Source organism: Methylobacterium oryzae, assembly GCF_036441375.1.
GTDB classification, from domain to species: Bacteria; Pseudomonadota; Alphaproteobacteria; order Rhizobiales; family Beijerinckiaceae; genus Methylobacterium; species Methylobacterium oryzae_A.
In genome coordinates this window covers 116,508-131,980 of the sequence record NZ_MLCA01000016.1, presented here as the reverse complement: position 1 = coordinate 131,980, position 15,473 = coordinate 116,508, and the positions used below count along the sequence as shown (strand labels likewise).

The window sequence follows — 15,473 nt, the reverse complement described above, 5'->3', positions numbered from 1 at the left end:
GCGCGGGCGCCCCGTCACGCCTTCTCGGCGTGCTCGCGGGTGATGAAGGTCAGCCGCACGAGGTTGGTGGCGCCCGGCGTGCCGAAGGGCAGGCCGGCCACGACGATCACCCGGTCGCCGACCGCGGCGAACTTCTCGCGCACCGCGAACTTGGCGGCGCGGAACGACATGTCGTCCACGTCGCTCGCGTCCTTGGTGACGATCGGGTGCGTGCCCCAGGCCAGGGCGAGGCGGCGGGCGGTCTCGCGCCGCGGCGTCAGCGCGATCACGGTGGCGTTCGGGCGCTCGCGCGACAGGCGCAGGGCCGTGGAGCCGGAATTGGTCCAGGCCATGATCGCGTCGAGGCTCAGCGCGTCGACCATCTGGTGCGCCGCCGCCGCGATGGCGTCGGCCGCCGTCTCGTCGGGAGTCGCGCTCTGCGCCCGGATGATCGACCAGTAGATCGCGTCCCGCTCCACCTGCTCGGCGATGCGGTTCATGGTCTCCACGGCCCCGATCGGGTGGGCGCCCGAGGCGCTCTCCGCGGAGAGCATCACGGCGTCGGCCCCTTCGTACACCGCCGTGGCGACGTCCGAGACCTCGGCGCGCGTCGGGACCGGCGCGGTGATCATCGATTCGAGCATCTGGGTCGCCACGACCACCGGCTTGCCGTAGCGCCGGGCGCCGCGGGTGATGCGCTTCTGCACCCCCGGGACCTGCTCCAGGGGCATCTCCACGCCCAGATCGCCGCGGGCGACCATCAACCCGTCGGAGATCTCGATGATCTCGTCGAGGCGGGCCAGCGCCTGCGGCTTCTCGATCTTGGCCATCACCAGGGCGCGGCCGGCGCAGACCTTCTTCACCTCGGCCACGTCCTCGGGCCGCTGAACGAACGACACGGCGATCCAGTCGGCGCCGGCATTCAGGCCGGCATCGAGGTCCGCCCGATCCTTGTCGGTCATAGCCGGCACCGGGATCACGGTGTGCGGCAGGGACACGCCCTTCCGGTTGGAGATCCGGCCGCCGACCTCGACGCGGGTCACGGCCCGGTCGTGCGACGTCTCGACCACGGTCAGCCGCAGCTTGCCGTCGTCGAGCAGGATGGCGTGGCCGGGCTCCAGCGCCTCGAGGATCTCGGGATGGGGCAGGTGGCAGCGGGCGGCGTCGCCCGGCGTCGGGTCGCCGTCGAGCACGAAGGTCGCGCCGGCCTCGATCATCGCGGCGCCCTCCGCGAAGGTGCCGAGCCGCAGCTTCGGCCCCTGCAGGTCGACCAGGATGCCGATCGGCCGCTTGGCCTCGCGCTCGATGGTGCGGATCGCTTCCACCTTCTCGGGCAGCTTCTCGCGCGGCAGGTGGCTCATGTTGAGCCGGAAGACGTCCACGCCCGCGCGGAACAGCCGCTCGATCATCTCCGGCGAATCGGAGGCCGGACCGAGGGTGGCGACGATCTTCGTGCGGCGTGACCGTTTCAAGCGTATTCCTCCGGTTGTTCGTTGCCGCGCAGCGTCGAGCGCCGGCGGTTCGAAGATCTGGCTCGAAGAGCGCAGATCGGCTGTGAGCATCCCGTGCCGGACAACGTCAAGGCCGAAGTCTCGGCCCCCGCCCTCACATTACGGTTTCGCCGGCGCGTCGGCCCGGTTGGGATCGGTGAGCTGGATGGTCCAGCTCTTCTGCTCGCCGGTATCGACTTCGAAGAAGCCGTTCCGGTCGTAGCCGCGGGCGAGACAATCCTCGATGCCGCGAATCGTGAATTCCGAATCGCGGGTGCACATGAGGGAACGGCCGCTCCACTCGCCGCCGCGCGTGTAGTCGACCGCGAAGACGTAGTAGAACCGTGCCGCCAGCGCGCCCTTGAGCAGCGTCTCGCAGGCCTTCGGTGCCAGATCCCACCAGCCCTCCGTCACCCAGCCCTGGGGGTCGCGGTAGCCCAGCGAGATCCCGACCTTGCTGGCGGTCTGGTTGCACAGGCGCAGGTCCGCCCGGGCAGGACTCGCGCCGAGGAGTGCGAGGCCGAGGACCGTGACTGCCGGGAGGAGCTGAGCCGCCGAGACGCGAGACCTAGTTGACGAGGATGATGCGGCAGTCGTTGACATTGGTACAGGTCGGACCGGGGTTCACGAGGTCGCCGAGAGCCGCGAAGAAGGCGGTGGAGTCGTTCTGCTCCAGCATCGCGGCCGGGTCGAGGCCGGCGGCCCGGGCCCGCTCCAGGGTCGTCGGGTCGACGAGACCGCCCGCCGGGTCGGTGGCGAGGCCCCGTCCGCCGTCGGTCCCGTCGGTGTCGGCGCTGATCCCGAAGATGCCGGGCTCTCCGTCGAGCGCCACCGCCAGTGCCAGGGCGTATTCCTGGTTCGGACCGCCGTGGCCCTCGCCGCGGATGGTGACGGTCAGTTCGCCGCCGGAGATCAGCGCGACGCGCCGGCCCGCCGCCTTGTGGCGCTTCGCCTCGACTGCGTGCTCGGCCGCGACCTCGCGGGCCTCACCCTCCAGATCGGCGCCCAGCAGGATCGGCTCGTAGCCGGCGGCGCGGGCCGCCTCGGCGGCGGCGTTCAGGGCGTCGATCGGCCGGGCGATGATGCGGTACTCGGCCCGTGCGAAGGCGGGATTGCCGGCCTTGGGCGTCTCGTTGTTCGGGTCGTTGAGGAGGCGCACCGCCTCCTCGGGCAGCGGGATGCCGCGCTTCTCGCAGATGGCCCGGGCATCGGCCAGGGTCGACGGGTCGGGCACGGTCGGCCCGGAGGCGATCACCGCCGGATCGTCGAAGGGCACGTCGGAGATCGCCAGCGTGAGGACGCGCCGGGCGTTGCGGGCCGCCAGGGCGAGGCGTCCGCCCTTGATCCGCGAGATGTGCTTGCGCACCGTGTTGATCTCGCCGATCGGCGCGCCGGAGCGGAGCATCGCCCGGGTGATCGCCTGCTTCTCGACGAGGGTCAGGTCGCCCGCCGGGGCGATCCAGTTGGCCGAGCCGCCGCCCGAGAGCAGGACCAGAACCTCGTCGTCCGGCCCGGCCTCGGTGGCGAGCCGCAGCGCCTCCCGGGTCGCCGAGATACCGGCCTCGTCGGGGACCGGGTGGCCCGCCTCGACCATGTGGATGCCCGGCGCCTCCTGCCCGTAGCCGTGGCGCGCCACGGCGAGGCCGACGATCCGGTCGTCACCGAGCCCGTGCTTCTGCCGGTAGAAGCGGCTCGCCACGGCGCTCATGCTCCCGGCGGCCTTGCCGGCGGCCAGGATGATCAGACGGCCCGGGCTCGGCTCCGGCAGGTGCGGCGGCAGGCAGAGATCCGGATGGGCGGCGCGGATCGCGGCCGTGAGGATCGAATCGAGGAGCGCGCGCTGGTCCCGGTTGGCCGCGTCGGTGACGGGCGGAACGGTCTCGGTCATGGCGTCGAACGGGCTCCTCTCTCCATTGTGTCGCGCGATCCCCGCCCGTTTCTTCCCTGGGCGGCGGGCCCGTTTCTTGCCGTGAGCGCACGATCCTTGATAGGTGATCTGCCCGAGCGGCCGCGCGACGGCAAGCGCCATCGGCGCCCTCGCACAGATCTGAAGACCTCGGAGCCCCGTGACCCGACCGGAGACAGAAGCGGCCGTCCCGCCGGCGCATCCCTGCGAGATCCTACCCGGCGACCCCGCCTGCGGGCTCGTCATCGCCTGCGACCACGCCTCGAACTTCGTGCCGCCGGACATCGCGCTCGGCGTGCCCGCCTCGGAATACGCCCGGCACATCGCCTACGATATCGGCGCGGCGGCGGTGACCCGGAGCCTCGCGGCGCAGCTCGGCGCCCCGGCGATCCTCACGAATTTCTCCCGTCTCATCATCGACCCGAACCGCGGGCGCGCCGATCCGACCCTGGTCATGCGCCTGTCCGACGGCGCCGTGGTGCCGGGCAATGCCCGGATCGACGAGGCCGGCAAGCAGGCTCGGATCGCCCGCTTCTACGCGCCGTTCGACGCGGCCATCGACGCGGCGATCGCCGCCGCCCAGGCATCCGGCCGGCCCCCGGTGCTCCTGACCATGCACAGTTTCACGCCCTACTGGCGCGGCATCGCCCGGCCCTGGCAGGTCGGGATCCTGTACGACCGGGACGAGCGCTTCGCCCGCCCCCTGATCCGCGCGCTCGAGGCGGATCCCGCCGGGCTGACCGTGGGCGATAACCAGCCCTACGGCGGCGGCCTGCCGGGGGACACGATCGACCGCCACGCCACCGCGCGGGGGCTCGCCAACGCCCTCGTGGAGATTCGCCAGGACCTGATCGCCGGCGCGGACGGGCAGGCGGAATGGGCCGCGCGCTTCGCCCGCGTCCTGCGCCCGCTGCTCGCGGCTTGATCTCCGTCCGGCCGGTCCCGAAATCGGGGTCGGACCGCCCGACCCGAAGAGAGTTGCCACCGATGAGCGAGATCGATCCCCGCACCCAGACGGAACTCGAGGCCGCGGTGTTCCGCCGCCTGGTCGCGCATCTGCGCAACCGGACGGACGTGCAGAACATCGACCTGATGAACCTGGCCGGCTTCTGCCGGAACTGCCTGTCGAACTGGCTCAAGGACGCCGCCGACGCGACGGGCGTGGCGCTGACCAAGGACGAGAGCCGCGAGGCGATCTACGGGATGCCCTACGCCGAGTGGAAGGCGCGCTTCCAGGCGGAGGCGAGCCCGGAGCAGCAGGCGGGCTTCGCGGCCGCGCAGGCCAAGGACCACTGAGGCGGCGGCCGGCCCGCGGCGAATCGGCTAAGCTTCCGGTAAGGCCGGCCCATTAACCACGGGTCCAGGGCGCAACCGCGCCGTGCATTCGGGAGAGCCCCATGAACGCCCATTCGATGCCCACCGCCGCGCAGCGGCCCGGCGGCGACGTCTCGTCGGCCGAGGGCGTGGCCGCCGACGAGCTGAAGCAGTTCATCGAGCGCCTGGAGCGCCTCGAGGAAGAGAAGGCCGGCATCATGGGCGACATCAAGGAGGTGTTCGCCGAGCTGAAGGGCCGCGGCTTCGACGCGAAGGCGGTCCGCACGATCCTGCGCATCCGCAAGCAGGACCACAGCGAGCGCCAGGAGCAGGAGGCGATCCTCGAGCTCTACATGCAGGCCCTCGGCATGGCGTAGCCGGGCCGCGCGGCACCGCCTCCCCTCCCGTCCGCGAGCATCATCCTGAGGTGCCGGAGCGCAGCGGAGGCCTCGAAGGAGCCGGCCGGCAACCGCCGCGGTCCCGCGAACGCTCGGAGGGCCGCTGACGCCGCCCCCTCAGGACGGGGCTGGGTCGGACAGCTTCCCGTGCCTTCCGCCCTTCGGGCAGGACGGCGCGGCGCTCAGCGCGTCTCCGCGGCGGCCGACGGGGCCGGGACGTCGAGGCCGAGGGTGCGGCCGGGATAGCCGGCGGCATCGAAGTACCGGGTCTCGCCCACCGTCTGGTAGGCGAGCACCGTCACGAGGCCGGCCGCGTCCGGCTCCGAGCGCAGCACCGCCCGGGCGAAGGTCGGCGTGCCGCCATTCACCAGCGCCTCGGTCAGCACGCGCCCGACCAGCTGGCCCTTGCCGGGTATCGTCAGGCCCAGGATCCGGGCGATGGTCTTGCCGAGATCGGCGTTGCTGGCGGGCACCGGACTCCGGAGCCCGGCCCGGAAGCTCGGCCCCACCGCGCCCATGACGTTGCGGGTATCGGCGCGGGAGAAGCTGCCGTGCATGCCCTGACCCTGCTGCAGCCCGGTGTCGGACACCTCGACCCCGCAGGTGGTCGGATCGGCGCAGCCGGTCGAGAAGCTTCGGAAATTGACCACGATGGCCGGCATCGGCGTCAGCGCCGACCCGTCGAGGGCGATGGCCGAGAGCGGGAGCGTCCCCGGGATCGGACCGAGAGCCGCGCTGACGAACAGGCCGCTCACGTAGTCCTGCCGCGCCAGGGCCTCGACCGCGCGGCGCGCCAGCGCCCGGTCGCCGTCCGGCAGGTAGACGAGGTCGGAGCCGCCATTGGCCGCGACGACCAGGGCGGGCTTGGCCGGATCCGCGCCGATCAGGCCGTTGGCGCGGCTCGGAAAGGCGCCGGGGCCGAGCTTGGCGCCCTTGGCGTCGGGATCGAACAGGGCGAGCCCGAGATCGTGCGCGAGGTCCGCGGCGAGGAAGCCCGGCGGGAGCTGCCCCTTCGGGACGCCCCGGTAGGTCTGCGTCGCGGCGAAGCTGGTCGCGCTCTCCTTGGAGATGGTGGAGAAGCCGTGGTCGGAGGTGACGATCACGTCGGTGCTCTCCGCCAGGCCCTGCGACTTCAGCGCCGCGAGCAGCGCGGCGAGGTTGGAATCCGCGTTGCGAATCGCCGCGAGGCTGGTCGGACCGTTGATCCCCGGGACCAGGCGCCCGAGACTGTCGCCCTGGTTGTGCTGCGTCCCGTCGGGATCGCGCGACCAGTACACCAGCACAAAGGGTTTCCCGCGGGCCTTGAACAGCGGCAAGACCGCCTCGGTGGCCACGCCGGTGAAGTAGCCCTGCTGCTCCACGTTGGCCGCGACGGTCCCCGGCACCTCGGCGGTTCCGGCCTGGCCGTTGGCGCCCCGCGTCGGCGCCTGCAGCGGCAGGCCGGCCGCGCCGAGGCGCGCGCGGAGTTCCTCGCTCAGCGGGATGCCGCCGGGCCGGCCCGTGCTGTCATCGACCAGGATGCTGTCCTGCCCGGAGCGCGCGGTGTGGTCGAAGACCAGGGAGGGCCCGAGCTTGCCGATGCTGGCGGTCGAGAGCCCCTGGGCGCGGGCGGCCCGCAGGATTGTCTCCTCGTTCAGGTAGTTCCCGGAGAAATGGGCGTCGACGTCGCCGAGGACCGGGTCGCTCTCCAGGAACGGCGTGAGGCTCTCGCCCGCCCCCGGCATCGGGAAGGCTGTGTAGATCGTGTTCCCGAACTGGCCGGTATCGCTGAGCATGTGGCCCGTCGCCATGGCGGTGGCGTTCGGCATGGTGAAGGTCGGGAACAGCGAATGGGTGTTGGTGAACCGCACCCCGGCCGCCATGAGGCCGTCCAGCGCCGGCGCGTTCGCGGCACTCACCATGCCGTCGCGGAGCCCATCGGCGATGAACAGCACGACGTTGCGGGGCTGCGGCTCGGCCCCGGCCGATCCGGCGATGGTCAGCCCGACGAGGCAGAAGCCGATGACGCGCCGCATACCGAATCTCCGAGTGATCCGGTCCGCGGCGTGCGCCTGAACGATGACAGGCGCGTGACCGATCCTAGGGATCGTGTCCCAAGGATCCGTCGAATGGTTCCCCCTCCCGGCGGGAGGGGGGACGGTCTCAGGCGGCCCGCTTGGCCCGATTCAGCAGCTTGCGGTTGACCAGCACCTCGGCGATCTGCACCGCGTTGAGGGCGGCCCCCTTGCGGAGGTTGTCCGAGACGCACCAGAAGTTCAGGCCGTTCTCCACCGTCGCATCCTCGCGGATGCGCGAGATGTAGGTCGCGTCCTCGCCGGCCGCCTCGTGGGGCGTCATGTAGCCGCCGTTCTCGCGCTTATCGATCACCAGCACACCGGGGGCGGCGCGCAGGATCTCGGTGGCCTTCTCGGCCGAGAGCGGCTGCTCGAACTCGATGTTCACCGATTCCGCGTGACCGATGAAGACCGGAACGCGGACGGCGGTCGCCGTCAGCTTGATCTTCGGGTCGAGCATCTTCTTGGTCTCGGCGACCATCTTCCACTCTTCCTTCGTGTAGCCATCCTCCATGAACACGTCGATGTGGGGGATGACGTTGAAGGCGATGCGCTTGGTGAACTTGCCGCCCTGCTTGATCTCGCCGGCGGTGAACACGGCGCGGGTCTGGTTGAACAGCTCGTCCATCGCCTCCTTGCCGGCGCCGGAGACCGACTGGTAGGTCGACACGACGACGCGCTTGATCGTCGCCGCCTCGTGGAGGGGCTTCAGCGCGACGACCAGCTGCGCGGTCGAGCAGTTCGGGTTGGCGATGATGTTGCGCTTGGTGAAGCCGACCACCGCGTCGGCGTTCACCTCGGGCACGATCAGCGGCACGTCGGCGTCGTAGCGGAAGGCCGACGAGTTATCGATGACCACGCAGCCCTGCTGGCCGATGCGGGGCGACCACTCCTTCGACGCCTCGCCGCCCGCCGACATCAGGCAGATGTCGGTGTCGGAGAAGTCGTACGTGTCCAGCGTTTTGACCTTGAGCGTCTTGTCGCCGTAGGAGACTTCCTGACCCTGGCTGCGGCGCGAGGCCAGCGCCACGACCTCGTCGGCGGGGAAAGCCCGCTCGGCCAGGATATCGAGCATCTCGCGGCCCACGTTGCCCGTGGCGCCGACGACGGCGACCTTGTAACCCATCTCTCGTCTCCGCGCGGAAAACCCCGACCGATCCGGGTGCCGCGCCTGTGCCAGACCAATCGGCCGAAGGATCGTTCGTGCCGGACGCGCCCGCCAAAACGGGCGCGGCCGCAGACCCCGTCCTCAGCGGAGGTGGGGGCGACGGCCGGGGCGAGCAAGGCGCGCATGGGCACGCGCTGTCAAGGCCGGTGACCGCGCAACGCTCGATTCACCCTGCCCTCGGAAACCCGGTGACGGCCTCGGCCCCGGAAAGGGAAATCAATCCTTCGGCGCGACCCTGGCCGCCCATCCCGCGGCCCGCGGTCGCTACGGAGCACGGCCGTGACCGGAACAGCGCCCCTCGTCGATCGGATCGGGCTCGGTATGGCGGGCGGCCGGGCCGCGCGCGCGCCGGACGGCCCGAGCTCACCGGGGTCCCTGGGCCTGCGCATCGCCCTGGCCGCGGTCGCGATCGTCCTGCTGTGGGCCCTTCCCCGCTGGCCCGGCGAGGCCCCGGCTCTAGCGCCCGCCGCACCGACAGCCGCGGAGGTCGCGTTCGTCCCCTCGATGCGGGCCTCGCCGGCGCCGCCCGCGGCCTCGGTCGCCCAGTTCGGCCTCGCGGAGCCGGGGCTGGATCCGGTGCGCGTCACCGCCCGCGTCGACCCTCGGACCGGGCTGCGCGAGGACACGCTCACGCGCGGCGACGTCGCGGCGATCGAGGCGCCGGCCCTGCGGGTCCAGCTCACCCGCGGAGCCGTCTCGGGCCCGCCGCCGACGCTCTTCGTCCTGATGGCGCGACGCGCGGCCAACGGTCCGGCCCTCGACCGTCCGGCCCTGGCGGTGGCGCGAACCGGCGCGCGCGGCCAGATCCGCACCAAGTTCGGCGGGATCGAGACCCTGGAGGTGACCTTCGCGGGCCCGGCGCAGCGGACCTGCACGGGGTTCGTCACCCGCGACACGGCGTTCCAGCTCGACGGCTGGCTCTGCGCGCCCCTCGCGCGCCCGCCGGAGCCGCAGGCCCTCGGCTGCACGCTCGACGCGCTGAGCCTCGTCGATCTGGCCGACGCCGACGCGACGGCGGCCTTCGCGGCCCTGCCCGACGCCGCTGGCGCGTGCCCGCTCGCGGCCGTCCCTGAGCCTCAGGGCCGCACCGGGTCGCTGATCCGGCGGCCGCAGAATAAAAAATGAGGCCGGAGTGTGGCAAAACGCACAAGCTCAGCCATAAGAGCGGAACAACAGCCTCGCCCAAGCGTCTTATCGTCAAAGGCGGCGAACTGTTAAGCTTCGGTCGCCATACTGATGGCACTCAAGGACAAGGTTGGCCATGCGCTCGCTCAAGATCGCCTTTCTCGGCGTCCTCGCCGCCACCGGCCTCGGCGCTCTGGCCTCCGCGCCTGCCCAGGCGCAGGATGGCTACGTCCCCGGCCCGATCTACCGCGTCAGCCGGCCGCTCCCGATCCGCGTGCGCCCGCGCAGCTGGCTCGACGCCGGCAATGTGCCGCTGACCTCGAACGTTCCGGGCGCCGGCGGCTCGCGCAACCCGGCCCTGAACCCCTACCTGATCGCGGCGTCGAACCAGCTGACCCCGCCCTACGGCCCGACCGATCGCTTCGGCCGCGGCATCCTGCCGGATCCGATCACCAACGGTCCGTTCATCGGCGCCCGCTCCTCGGCGATCCGCAACGTCGACCTCTCCTTCGTCGACCGGCTGGATCCGACTTCGCCGCTCTACGGCCGCCCCTACTGAGCGGTCTCCAGCCAGCATAACGTTCGCGAAGCGCGGGTCCTCGGGCCCGCGTTTTTCGTTTGGTCCCTGTCCGGCCGCGCCTTCACCGGCGGCGGATATCCTGTATGCCAAAGGCCGCGGGAGCGCGTGGGCTGCCGAGGCCGGGAACTGTGCCATGAAGCCGTTCGACTGGGTGACCGGGTATCCGTCGCTGCGGATGCCGATGTTCGGCCGCAACTGCGTGGCGACCTCGCACGCGCTGGCCGCGCAGGCCGGCATCCAGATGCTCCAGGCCGGCGGCAACGCGGTCGACGCCGCGATCGCAACGGCGGCCGCCAAGACCGTGACCGAGCCCTGCAGCAACGGCCTCGGCTCCGACGCCTTCTGCATCCTGTGGGACGGGAAGGCTCTGCACGGGCTCAACGCGTCGGGCGGGGCCCCGGCCGCCTGGAGCCGGGACTACTTCCTGCGGAAATACGGCACCGCCGAGCGGCCGCCGATGCGCGGCTGGGACTCGGTCACGGTGCCGGGCGCGGTCGCGGCCTGGGCGGCGCTGAGCGAGCGCTTCGGCCGCCTCCCCTTCGCCGACCTGATGCAGCCCGCGATCCGCATCGCCGAGCGCGGCTACCTCGCGCCCGTCGTGGTCCAGCAGAAATGGGCGGCCGCGGCCCGGATCGACGCGATCACCCGCCAGCCGGGCTTCTCCGACTTCTTCCTGCCGCGGGGCCGGGCGCCGGATGTCGGAGAGCTCGTGACCTTCCCGGGTGCCGAGAAGACCCTGCGACTGATCGGCGAGACCAAGGGTGAGGCCTTCTACCGCGGCGAGATCGCGGAGGCGATCGCCGCGCACGCGCGGGCGCATGGCGGCGCGATGACCGCCGCCGACCTCGCGGCGTTCCGCCCCGAATGGGTGACGCCGACCGCGAAGGATTATCACGGCTACACGCTGCACGAGATCCCGCCGAACGGACAGGGCATCGCGGCGCAGATCGCGCTGGGCCTTCTCGAACAGTTCGATCTCGGCGGACTGCCGGTGGACGGGCCGGACTCGCAGCATCTCCAGATCGAGGCGATGAAGCTCGCCTTCAGCGACACCTACCGGTACGTCGCCGACCCGCGCGGGATGGAGGTGACGCCGGAGGCCATGCTCGACCCCGCCTACCTCGCGGAGCGCGCCAAGCTGATCGACCGGAATCGCGCCCAGGTCTTCGGGCCGGGCAAGCCGCCCGCGGGCGGGACGATCTACCTCACCGCCGCGGACGAATCCGGCATGATGGTGAGCTTCATCCAGTCGAACTTCATGGGTTTCGGTTCCGGCGTGGTCGTTCCGGGCTGGGGCATCTCCCTGCAGAACCGCGGTTACGGGTTCGTGCTCGATCCGGAGAGCCCGAACGTGGTGGCGCCCGGCAAGCGCCCGTTCCACACCATCATCCCGGGCTTCCTCACGAAGGACGGCGCGCCTGTGATGAGCTTCGGCGTGATGGGCGGCAACATGCAGCCGCAGGGTCACGTCCAGACCCTGGTGCGGATGATCGATCACGGCCAGAATCCGCAGGCGGCCTGCGACGCGCCGCGGTGGCGGGTGAACGAGGGTCTCGACATCAACGTCGAGGCGGCGATGCCGGGAGCGACCCTGGAGCGCCTGAAGGCCCTCGGCCACAAGCTCGAGGTGATCGAGGACAGCTACCAGGATTTCGGCGCCGGCCAGTTCATCTGGCGGATGGGCGACCCGGCCGTCGAGGGCTACGTGGCGGCGAGCGACCCGCGCCGCGACGGGCAGGCCGCTGTCTGGTGAGCCGCTACTTCACCTGCAGGCTGTCCACGACCTGGCGGAACTTGGCGAGGACACCGTCGCGCTGATCCTGCCGCACGACGCCGAGGGCGCGGATGTAGCCATCCGGTGCGAACCGGATGGTCTGCATGACCACCACGGGCTGGTTGGTCGGCTGATCGAGGGCGCGGGCCACGATCTCGTGCCAGTCGACGCCGTTCGAGCGGTAGCTCTGCGCCCGCTCGATGACGAAGTCCTTCATGGTCTGGTTCGAGGCCAGGGCGGCGCGGGCGAAGCCGTCCCGCTGCTCCGCCGCGGGCGGCTGCTGCACCGCCTGAGCCAGGACGAGGATCGGCTGCTCCAGACTCTGCATCTGGTCCTTCGGCCCGCTGGTGAGGAGGACCGAGTTGCCGGCCATCACCCGCACCGGCCGGAAGCCCGCCATGTCGGCGATGCGGAAGGGCAGCGCGTCGACCTGCTGGGTCAGCGTCAGGGCCGGCCGGAGGGTGATGCCGGTCACCATCCTGCGCATCGAGGCCTCGGTCTCGGCGTCGGGGAGCGCCTGGGCGATGATCAGCCCGGTCACCGTCGGCGTGCCGACGACGAGGATCCACTTCCGGATCGCCGGCGCGGACGAGCCCGGATCGGCGGGCTGCTCACCGGTGTAGAGCATCCCCTCGTTGTCGCCGATCTTCACCTCCTCGCGCTTCTCGACCGCGAAGCCCTGGCTGAGCAGGTTGGCGTCTGTGAAGCCGCTGACCAGCTCCGCGAAGGCGTTCGGGGGCAGTTCGACGACGGAGACGGTCGCGCCGCCCTCCTTCCGCTCGAAGCCCGAGAAGCGCCGAGAGAGCGACATGTCGGCGGGGGGGTCGAAGCCGAAGCGCGAGCCCGCGGGGTAGACGGGATCGCCGGCCCGGGCCACCGAGCCGAGGCTCGCCGCCAGCGCGGCCGCGCACAGAACCCGTCCGAGACGCAGCGTCAGGTTGCGCATCCGCATCGAAAACCGGTTCTCCAGGTGGACCCAACTTGGGGTTAGTCCGCACGCGATGGGTCTGCCGGGCGACCTGTTCTGTCAAGCCGGCAACGCGGCGCGCCTGCGATCACGATGAAGGGAAACCGCGAGGCCGGCGGCCGCCCCGATCCCGAGGGCGTAGGCGCAGAGATTCCACGGGGAGAAGATCGAGCCCAGGAGAAGCTGGCCCGGCAGCGTAGCCCGGAAGGCGTCCAGCGCCGGGGCATGGACGAGCCGGCCGCACTCGATGATCGCGGCGGCGGTGAAGGCGGCGATCAGGCAGCTGCGCAATCCCCAATCGGCGGGACGCAGGGCGGCGGCCAGCAGGAACAGCATCGCGCCCCACAGGACGCCGCCGCCGTAATGGTGGAGGGCGAGCGGAAGGCCCCAGTTCGGCACGCGCAGCAGCAGCCCCAGGGCGATCACGGCGGCCGCGAGGCCGAGATGGGTCGTCCGGGCGAGCGGCAGGTCCTGCCGCGCCGGCGACGGCGACGCGGCCGGCCAGGTCGCGACGCCGTTCACCCGGGCGACCAGCGTGTACGAGACGATCATCAGCAGGAACCAGGACGAGAGCTTGGCCACCGGGACGATCGACCAGTGCTGCCGCTGGTTCGGGTAGAGCCACGTGCCGGAGAGCGTGCCGAGATTCTCGGCGAACCAGATGAACAGCGCGACGAGCAGCAGGCCGAGCAGCAGCGGCATCGTGCGGTGCGCCCGCCAGACCTTGAAATACACGGTCGCGGGGGCGAAGGCCGCGGCCGCGACCGCGATGAGGGCGACGCGCAGGTCGATGCCGCGATGATCGACGAGGAAGTTGACGTAGATCGCCACCGACAGGACCGCGAGCAGGCGCGGGCTCGGGTGGCGCGTGAAGCGGAAATCGAACAGCCGCCAGACCCGGGCGAGGTAGCTGCCGACGGCCGCGTACATGAAGCCGGTGAAGAGCGGGACCCCGCCGAGCCGGAACAGGTTCGCCTCCGGGTAGACCCAACTGCCGATCGCGGTTTTGTGGATCTCCATGGCCGTGCCGATCACGTGGAAGACCAGGATCACCCGGGCCTCCGACCACGTCTCCATTCGCAGCCGCAGCAGCATGACCTGGAGCGCCAACGCGGCGAGGAACAGCGCGTCGTACCGGGCGATCGGCGCGTGGGCCGGCCAGAGGAGGCGCGTGCCGAGCATCAGCGCCAGGAGCAGGCCGCCGAACAGGCAGGCCCAGCCCTGCTTCAGCCCGAACCGGACGAACTCGTAAAGCCCGGCCGCGAGGCGGCCGCGCGCCAGAGCGGCTTCCTGAAGGCGCGCCTCGGCCGCGATGAAGCCGGCGATGGCCGGCCATTGGGCCGCCGCGCTGACGCGCCGACCCGGGATCCCGCCGGATATCGCGGCCGGGTCCGGGCCCGGCTCCCGCTCGAGCGTCATGGCGGGACCGGCGCCGTGACGCGCCGCAGGGTGAGGTTGCAGCGGCCGCCGGGCGGCAGGAAACCGGGCTCGTCCCCCGCTCCCAGCAGGTCGCCGACCGGGTAGAGCCGGTCGATGCCGTGGAAGACCAGCCGCGAGGGGCCGCCGATCACCAGCGCGTCGCCGGCCTGCAGGCGGATCGATCGGGTCGGATCCGAGCGGCGCAGGCCGCCGTAGCGGAACAGCGCCGCCGCGCCGAGGGATAGCGACAGGACCGGCGCCGCGAGATCCGCCTCGTCGCGATCCTGGTGGAGGCCCATGCGGGTTCCGGGCGCGTAGAGATTGATGAGGCAGGCCTCCGGCGGCGCCGGATAGGACGCCAGCGCGTCCCAGGCGGCGCGGGCGGTCGGCGGCAGGGCCGGCCAGGGCCGCGCTGTCCCGGGATGGTTCGGCTGGTAGCGGTAGCCCGCGACGTCCGACACCCAGCCGAGGGGGCCGGCATTCGACATCCGCACCGAGAACGGTTTCCCGGTCCGGGGCATCCGCGGCGTGACGGACGGCGCCTCCGCGAGGATCGCGGCGACCTCGTCGGCGAGCCGCGCGCGGGCGGCCGCGTCGAGGTAGCCCGGATGGTGGATCAGGCCGGGAGCGAGTTCCGTCGCCACTCAGCTTCCCGCGTCGACGTCCTGCTCCAGCACGGTCTTCGACGCGACCGTGGTGTCGGCGTTCAGCCGGTAGACCAGCGGCACGCCGGTCCGGATCTGAAGATCCGGCACCTGCGCCTCGTTCAGGCCGTCGAGCACCATGACCAGGGCGCGCAGCGAGTTGCCGTGGGCCGCCACCAGGACCCGCCGGCCGGCCATCACCCGCGGCAGGATCGTCGCGACGTAGCAGGGCAGCACCCGCGCGGCGGTGTCCTTCAGGCTCTCGCCGCCCGGCGGCCGCACGTCGTAGCCCCGGCGCCAGGCGTGGACCTGCGCGTCGCCCCAGCGGGCGCGGGCCTCGTCCTTGTTGAGGCCGGAGAGGTCGCCGTAATCGCGCTCGTTGAGGGCGCGCTCGCGCAGGACCGGGATCTCGGAGAGGCCCATCTCCTCGAGGATCAGCGCGCAGGTCCGCTGCGCGCGGACCAGCTCGGAGGTGAAGGCCACGTCGAACCCGTATCCGTCCCGCTTCAGGCCGCGTCCGGCCGCCCGGGCCTCGGCGACGCCGCGCTCGGTCAGGTCCGGATCGCGCCAGCCCGTGAACAGGTTCCGGAGGTTCCACTCGCTCTGGCCGTGCCGGACGAGGACGAGGAGCCGCTCCATCGAGGGCGCGCCGCCG

15 protein-coding genes are annotated in these 15,473 nt (G+C 71.7%); 6 read left to right on the top strand and 9 right to left on the bottom strand.

The annotated features are described in order from the left end of the window. Nucleotides 1–14 precede the first annotated feature (14 nt). The 3 genes from pyk to MOTC310_RS29785 all read right to left on the bottom strand — a co-directional run bounded on the left by pyk (nt 15) and on the right by MOTC310_RS29785 (nt 3,357). Nucleotides 15–1,451: a pyruvate kinase gene (gene pyk, locus MOTC310_RS29795; RefSeq protein ID WP_331292229.1), complete on the bottom strand. Its 1,437-nt coding sequence runs from the start codon at nt 1,449–1,451 to the stop codon at nt 15–17. Between the two features lie 138 nt (nt 1,452–1,589). Continuing rightward, the gene (locus MOTC310_RS29790) at nt 1,590–2,072 is read right to left on the bottom strand and encodes a DUF1036 domain-containing protein (protein ID WP_012317153.1); all 483 of its coding nucleotides are present in this window, start codon (nt 2,070–2,072) and stop codon (nt 1,590–1,592) included. Further along, on the bottom strand, nt 2,038–3,357 hold the full coding sequence (locus tag MOTC310_RS29785) for a glycerate kinase type-2 family protein (protein ID WP_331304366.1): 1,320 nt from the start codon (nt 3,355–3,357) through the stop codon (nt 2,038–2,040). The genes MOTC310_RS29790 and MOTC310_RS29785 overlap by 35 nt, the downstream gene beginning before the upstream one ends. A 178-nt stretch (nt 3,358–3,535) precedes the next feature. Between MOTC310_RS29785 and MOTC310_RS29780 the strand changes: the two genes are divergently transcribed. The 3 genes from MOTC310_RS29780 (at nt 3,536) to MOTC310_RS29770 (ending at nt 5,066) form a co-directional block, all read left to right on the top strand. Continuing rightward, nucleotides 3,536–4,300, top strand: a complete 765-nt coding sequence (locus tag MOTC310_RS29780) for an N-formylglutamate amidohydrolase (RefSeq protein WP_331292232.1) — start codon at nt 3,536–3,538, stop codon at nt 4,298–4,300. Between the two features lie 62 nt (nt 4,301–4,362). After that, complete coding sequence (locus tag MOTC310_RS29775; protein WP_331304365.1) at nt 4,363–4,671, top strand: DUF1244 domain-containing protein; 309 nt, start codon at nt 4,363–4,365, stop codon at nt 4,669–4,671. Nucleotides 4,672–4,787: 116 nt separating this feature from the next. After that, nucleotides 4,788–5,066 carry a DUF2312 domain-containing protein gene (locus MOTC310_RS29770; RefSeq protein ID WP_026604676.1) on the top strand — a complete coding sequence of 93 codons (279 nt, stop codon included), beginning with the start codon at nt 4,788–4,790 and terminating at the stop codon, nt 5,064–5,066. Nucleotides 5,067–5,269: 203 nt separating this feature from the next. Here the strand turns inward: MOTC310_RS29770 and MOTC310_RS29765 are convergent, their stop codons facing one another. Together MOTC310_RS29765 and MOTC310_RS29760 are read right to left on the bottom strand one after the other, a co-directional pair. Next, nucleotides 5,270–7,102, bottom strand: coding sequence for an alkaline phosphatase family protein (locus MOTC310_RS29765; protein WP_331304364.1), 1,833 nt, complete (start codon nt 7,100–7,102; stop codon nt 5,270–5,272). A 127-nt stretch (nt 7,103–7,229) separates the two neighbouring features. Continuing rightward, nucleotides 7,230–8,267: an aspartate-semialdehyde dehydrogenase gene (locus MOTC310_RS29760; RefSeq protein WP_024827863.1), complete on the bottom strand. Its 1,038-nt coding sequence runs from the start codon at nt 8,265–8,267 to the stop codon at nt 7,230–7,232. 321 nt (nt 8,268–8,588) lie between these two features. On the opposite strand from MOTC310_RS29760, the gene MOTC310_RS29755 reads away from it, so the two are divergent. From MOTC310_RS29755 to MOTC310_RS29745, 3 genes are all read left to right on the top strand, one after another. Beyond that, entirely contained in the window at nt 8,589–9,434 is an 846-nt protein-coding gene (locus MOTC310_RS29755; RefSeq protein ID WP_331304363.1) for a hypothetical protein, read from the top strand. A 136-nt stretch (nt 9,435–9,570) separates the two neighbouring features. Further along, nucleotides 9,571–9,993 (top strand): hypothetical protein, encoded by a 423-nt coding sequence (locus MOTC310_RS29750; RefSeq protein WP_331304362.1) that lies wholly within the window; start codon nt 9,571–9,573, stop codon nt 9,991–9,993. Nucleotides 9,994–10,147: 154 nt separating this feature from the next. Continuing rightward, a complete protein-coding gene (locus tag MOTC310_RS29745; protein ID WP_331304361.1) occupies nt 10,148–11,767 on the top strand; it encodes a gamma-glutamyltransferase family protein in 1,620 nt (539 codons plus the stop codon). A 4-nt stretch (nt 11,768–11,771) separates the two neighbouring features. Here MOTC310_RS29745 and MOTC310_RS29740 read toward each other — a convergent pair whose 3' ends face one another. The 4 genes from MOTC310_RS29740 to MOTC310_RS29725 form a co-directional block, all read right to left on the bottom strand. Continuing rightward, entirely contained in the window at nt 11,772–12,740 is a 969-nt protein-coding gene (locus MOTC310_RS29740) for a hypothetical protein (protein WP_331292240.1), read from the bottom strand. Nucleotides 12,741–12,815: 75 nt separating this feature from the next. After that, entirely contained in the window at nt 12,816–14,174 is a 1,359-nt protein-coding gene (locus tag MOTC310_RS29735; protein ID WP_331304360.1) for a DUF817 family protein, read from the bottom strand. Next, a complete protein-coding gene (locus tag MOTC310_RS29730) occupies nt 14,171–14,818 on the bottom strand; it encodes an alpha-ketoglutarate-dependent dioxygenase AlkB (protein WP_331304359.1) in 648 nt (215 codons plus the stop codon). The genes MOTC310_RS29735 and MOTC310_RS29730 overlap by 4 nt, the downstream gene beginning before the upstream one ends. Next, the gene (locus tag MOTC310_RS29725; protein WP_331304358.1) at nt 14,819–15,457 is read right to left on the bottom strand and encodes a 2,3-bisphosphoglycerate-dependent phosphoglycerate mutase; all 639 of its coding nucleotides are present in this window, start codon (nt 15,455–15,457) and stop codon (nt 14,819–14,821) included. Between the last annotated feature and the right edge of the window lie 16 nt (nt 15,458–15,473).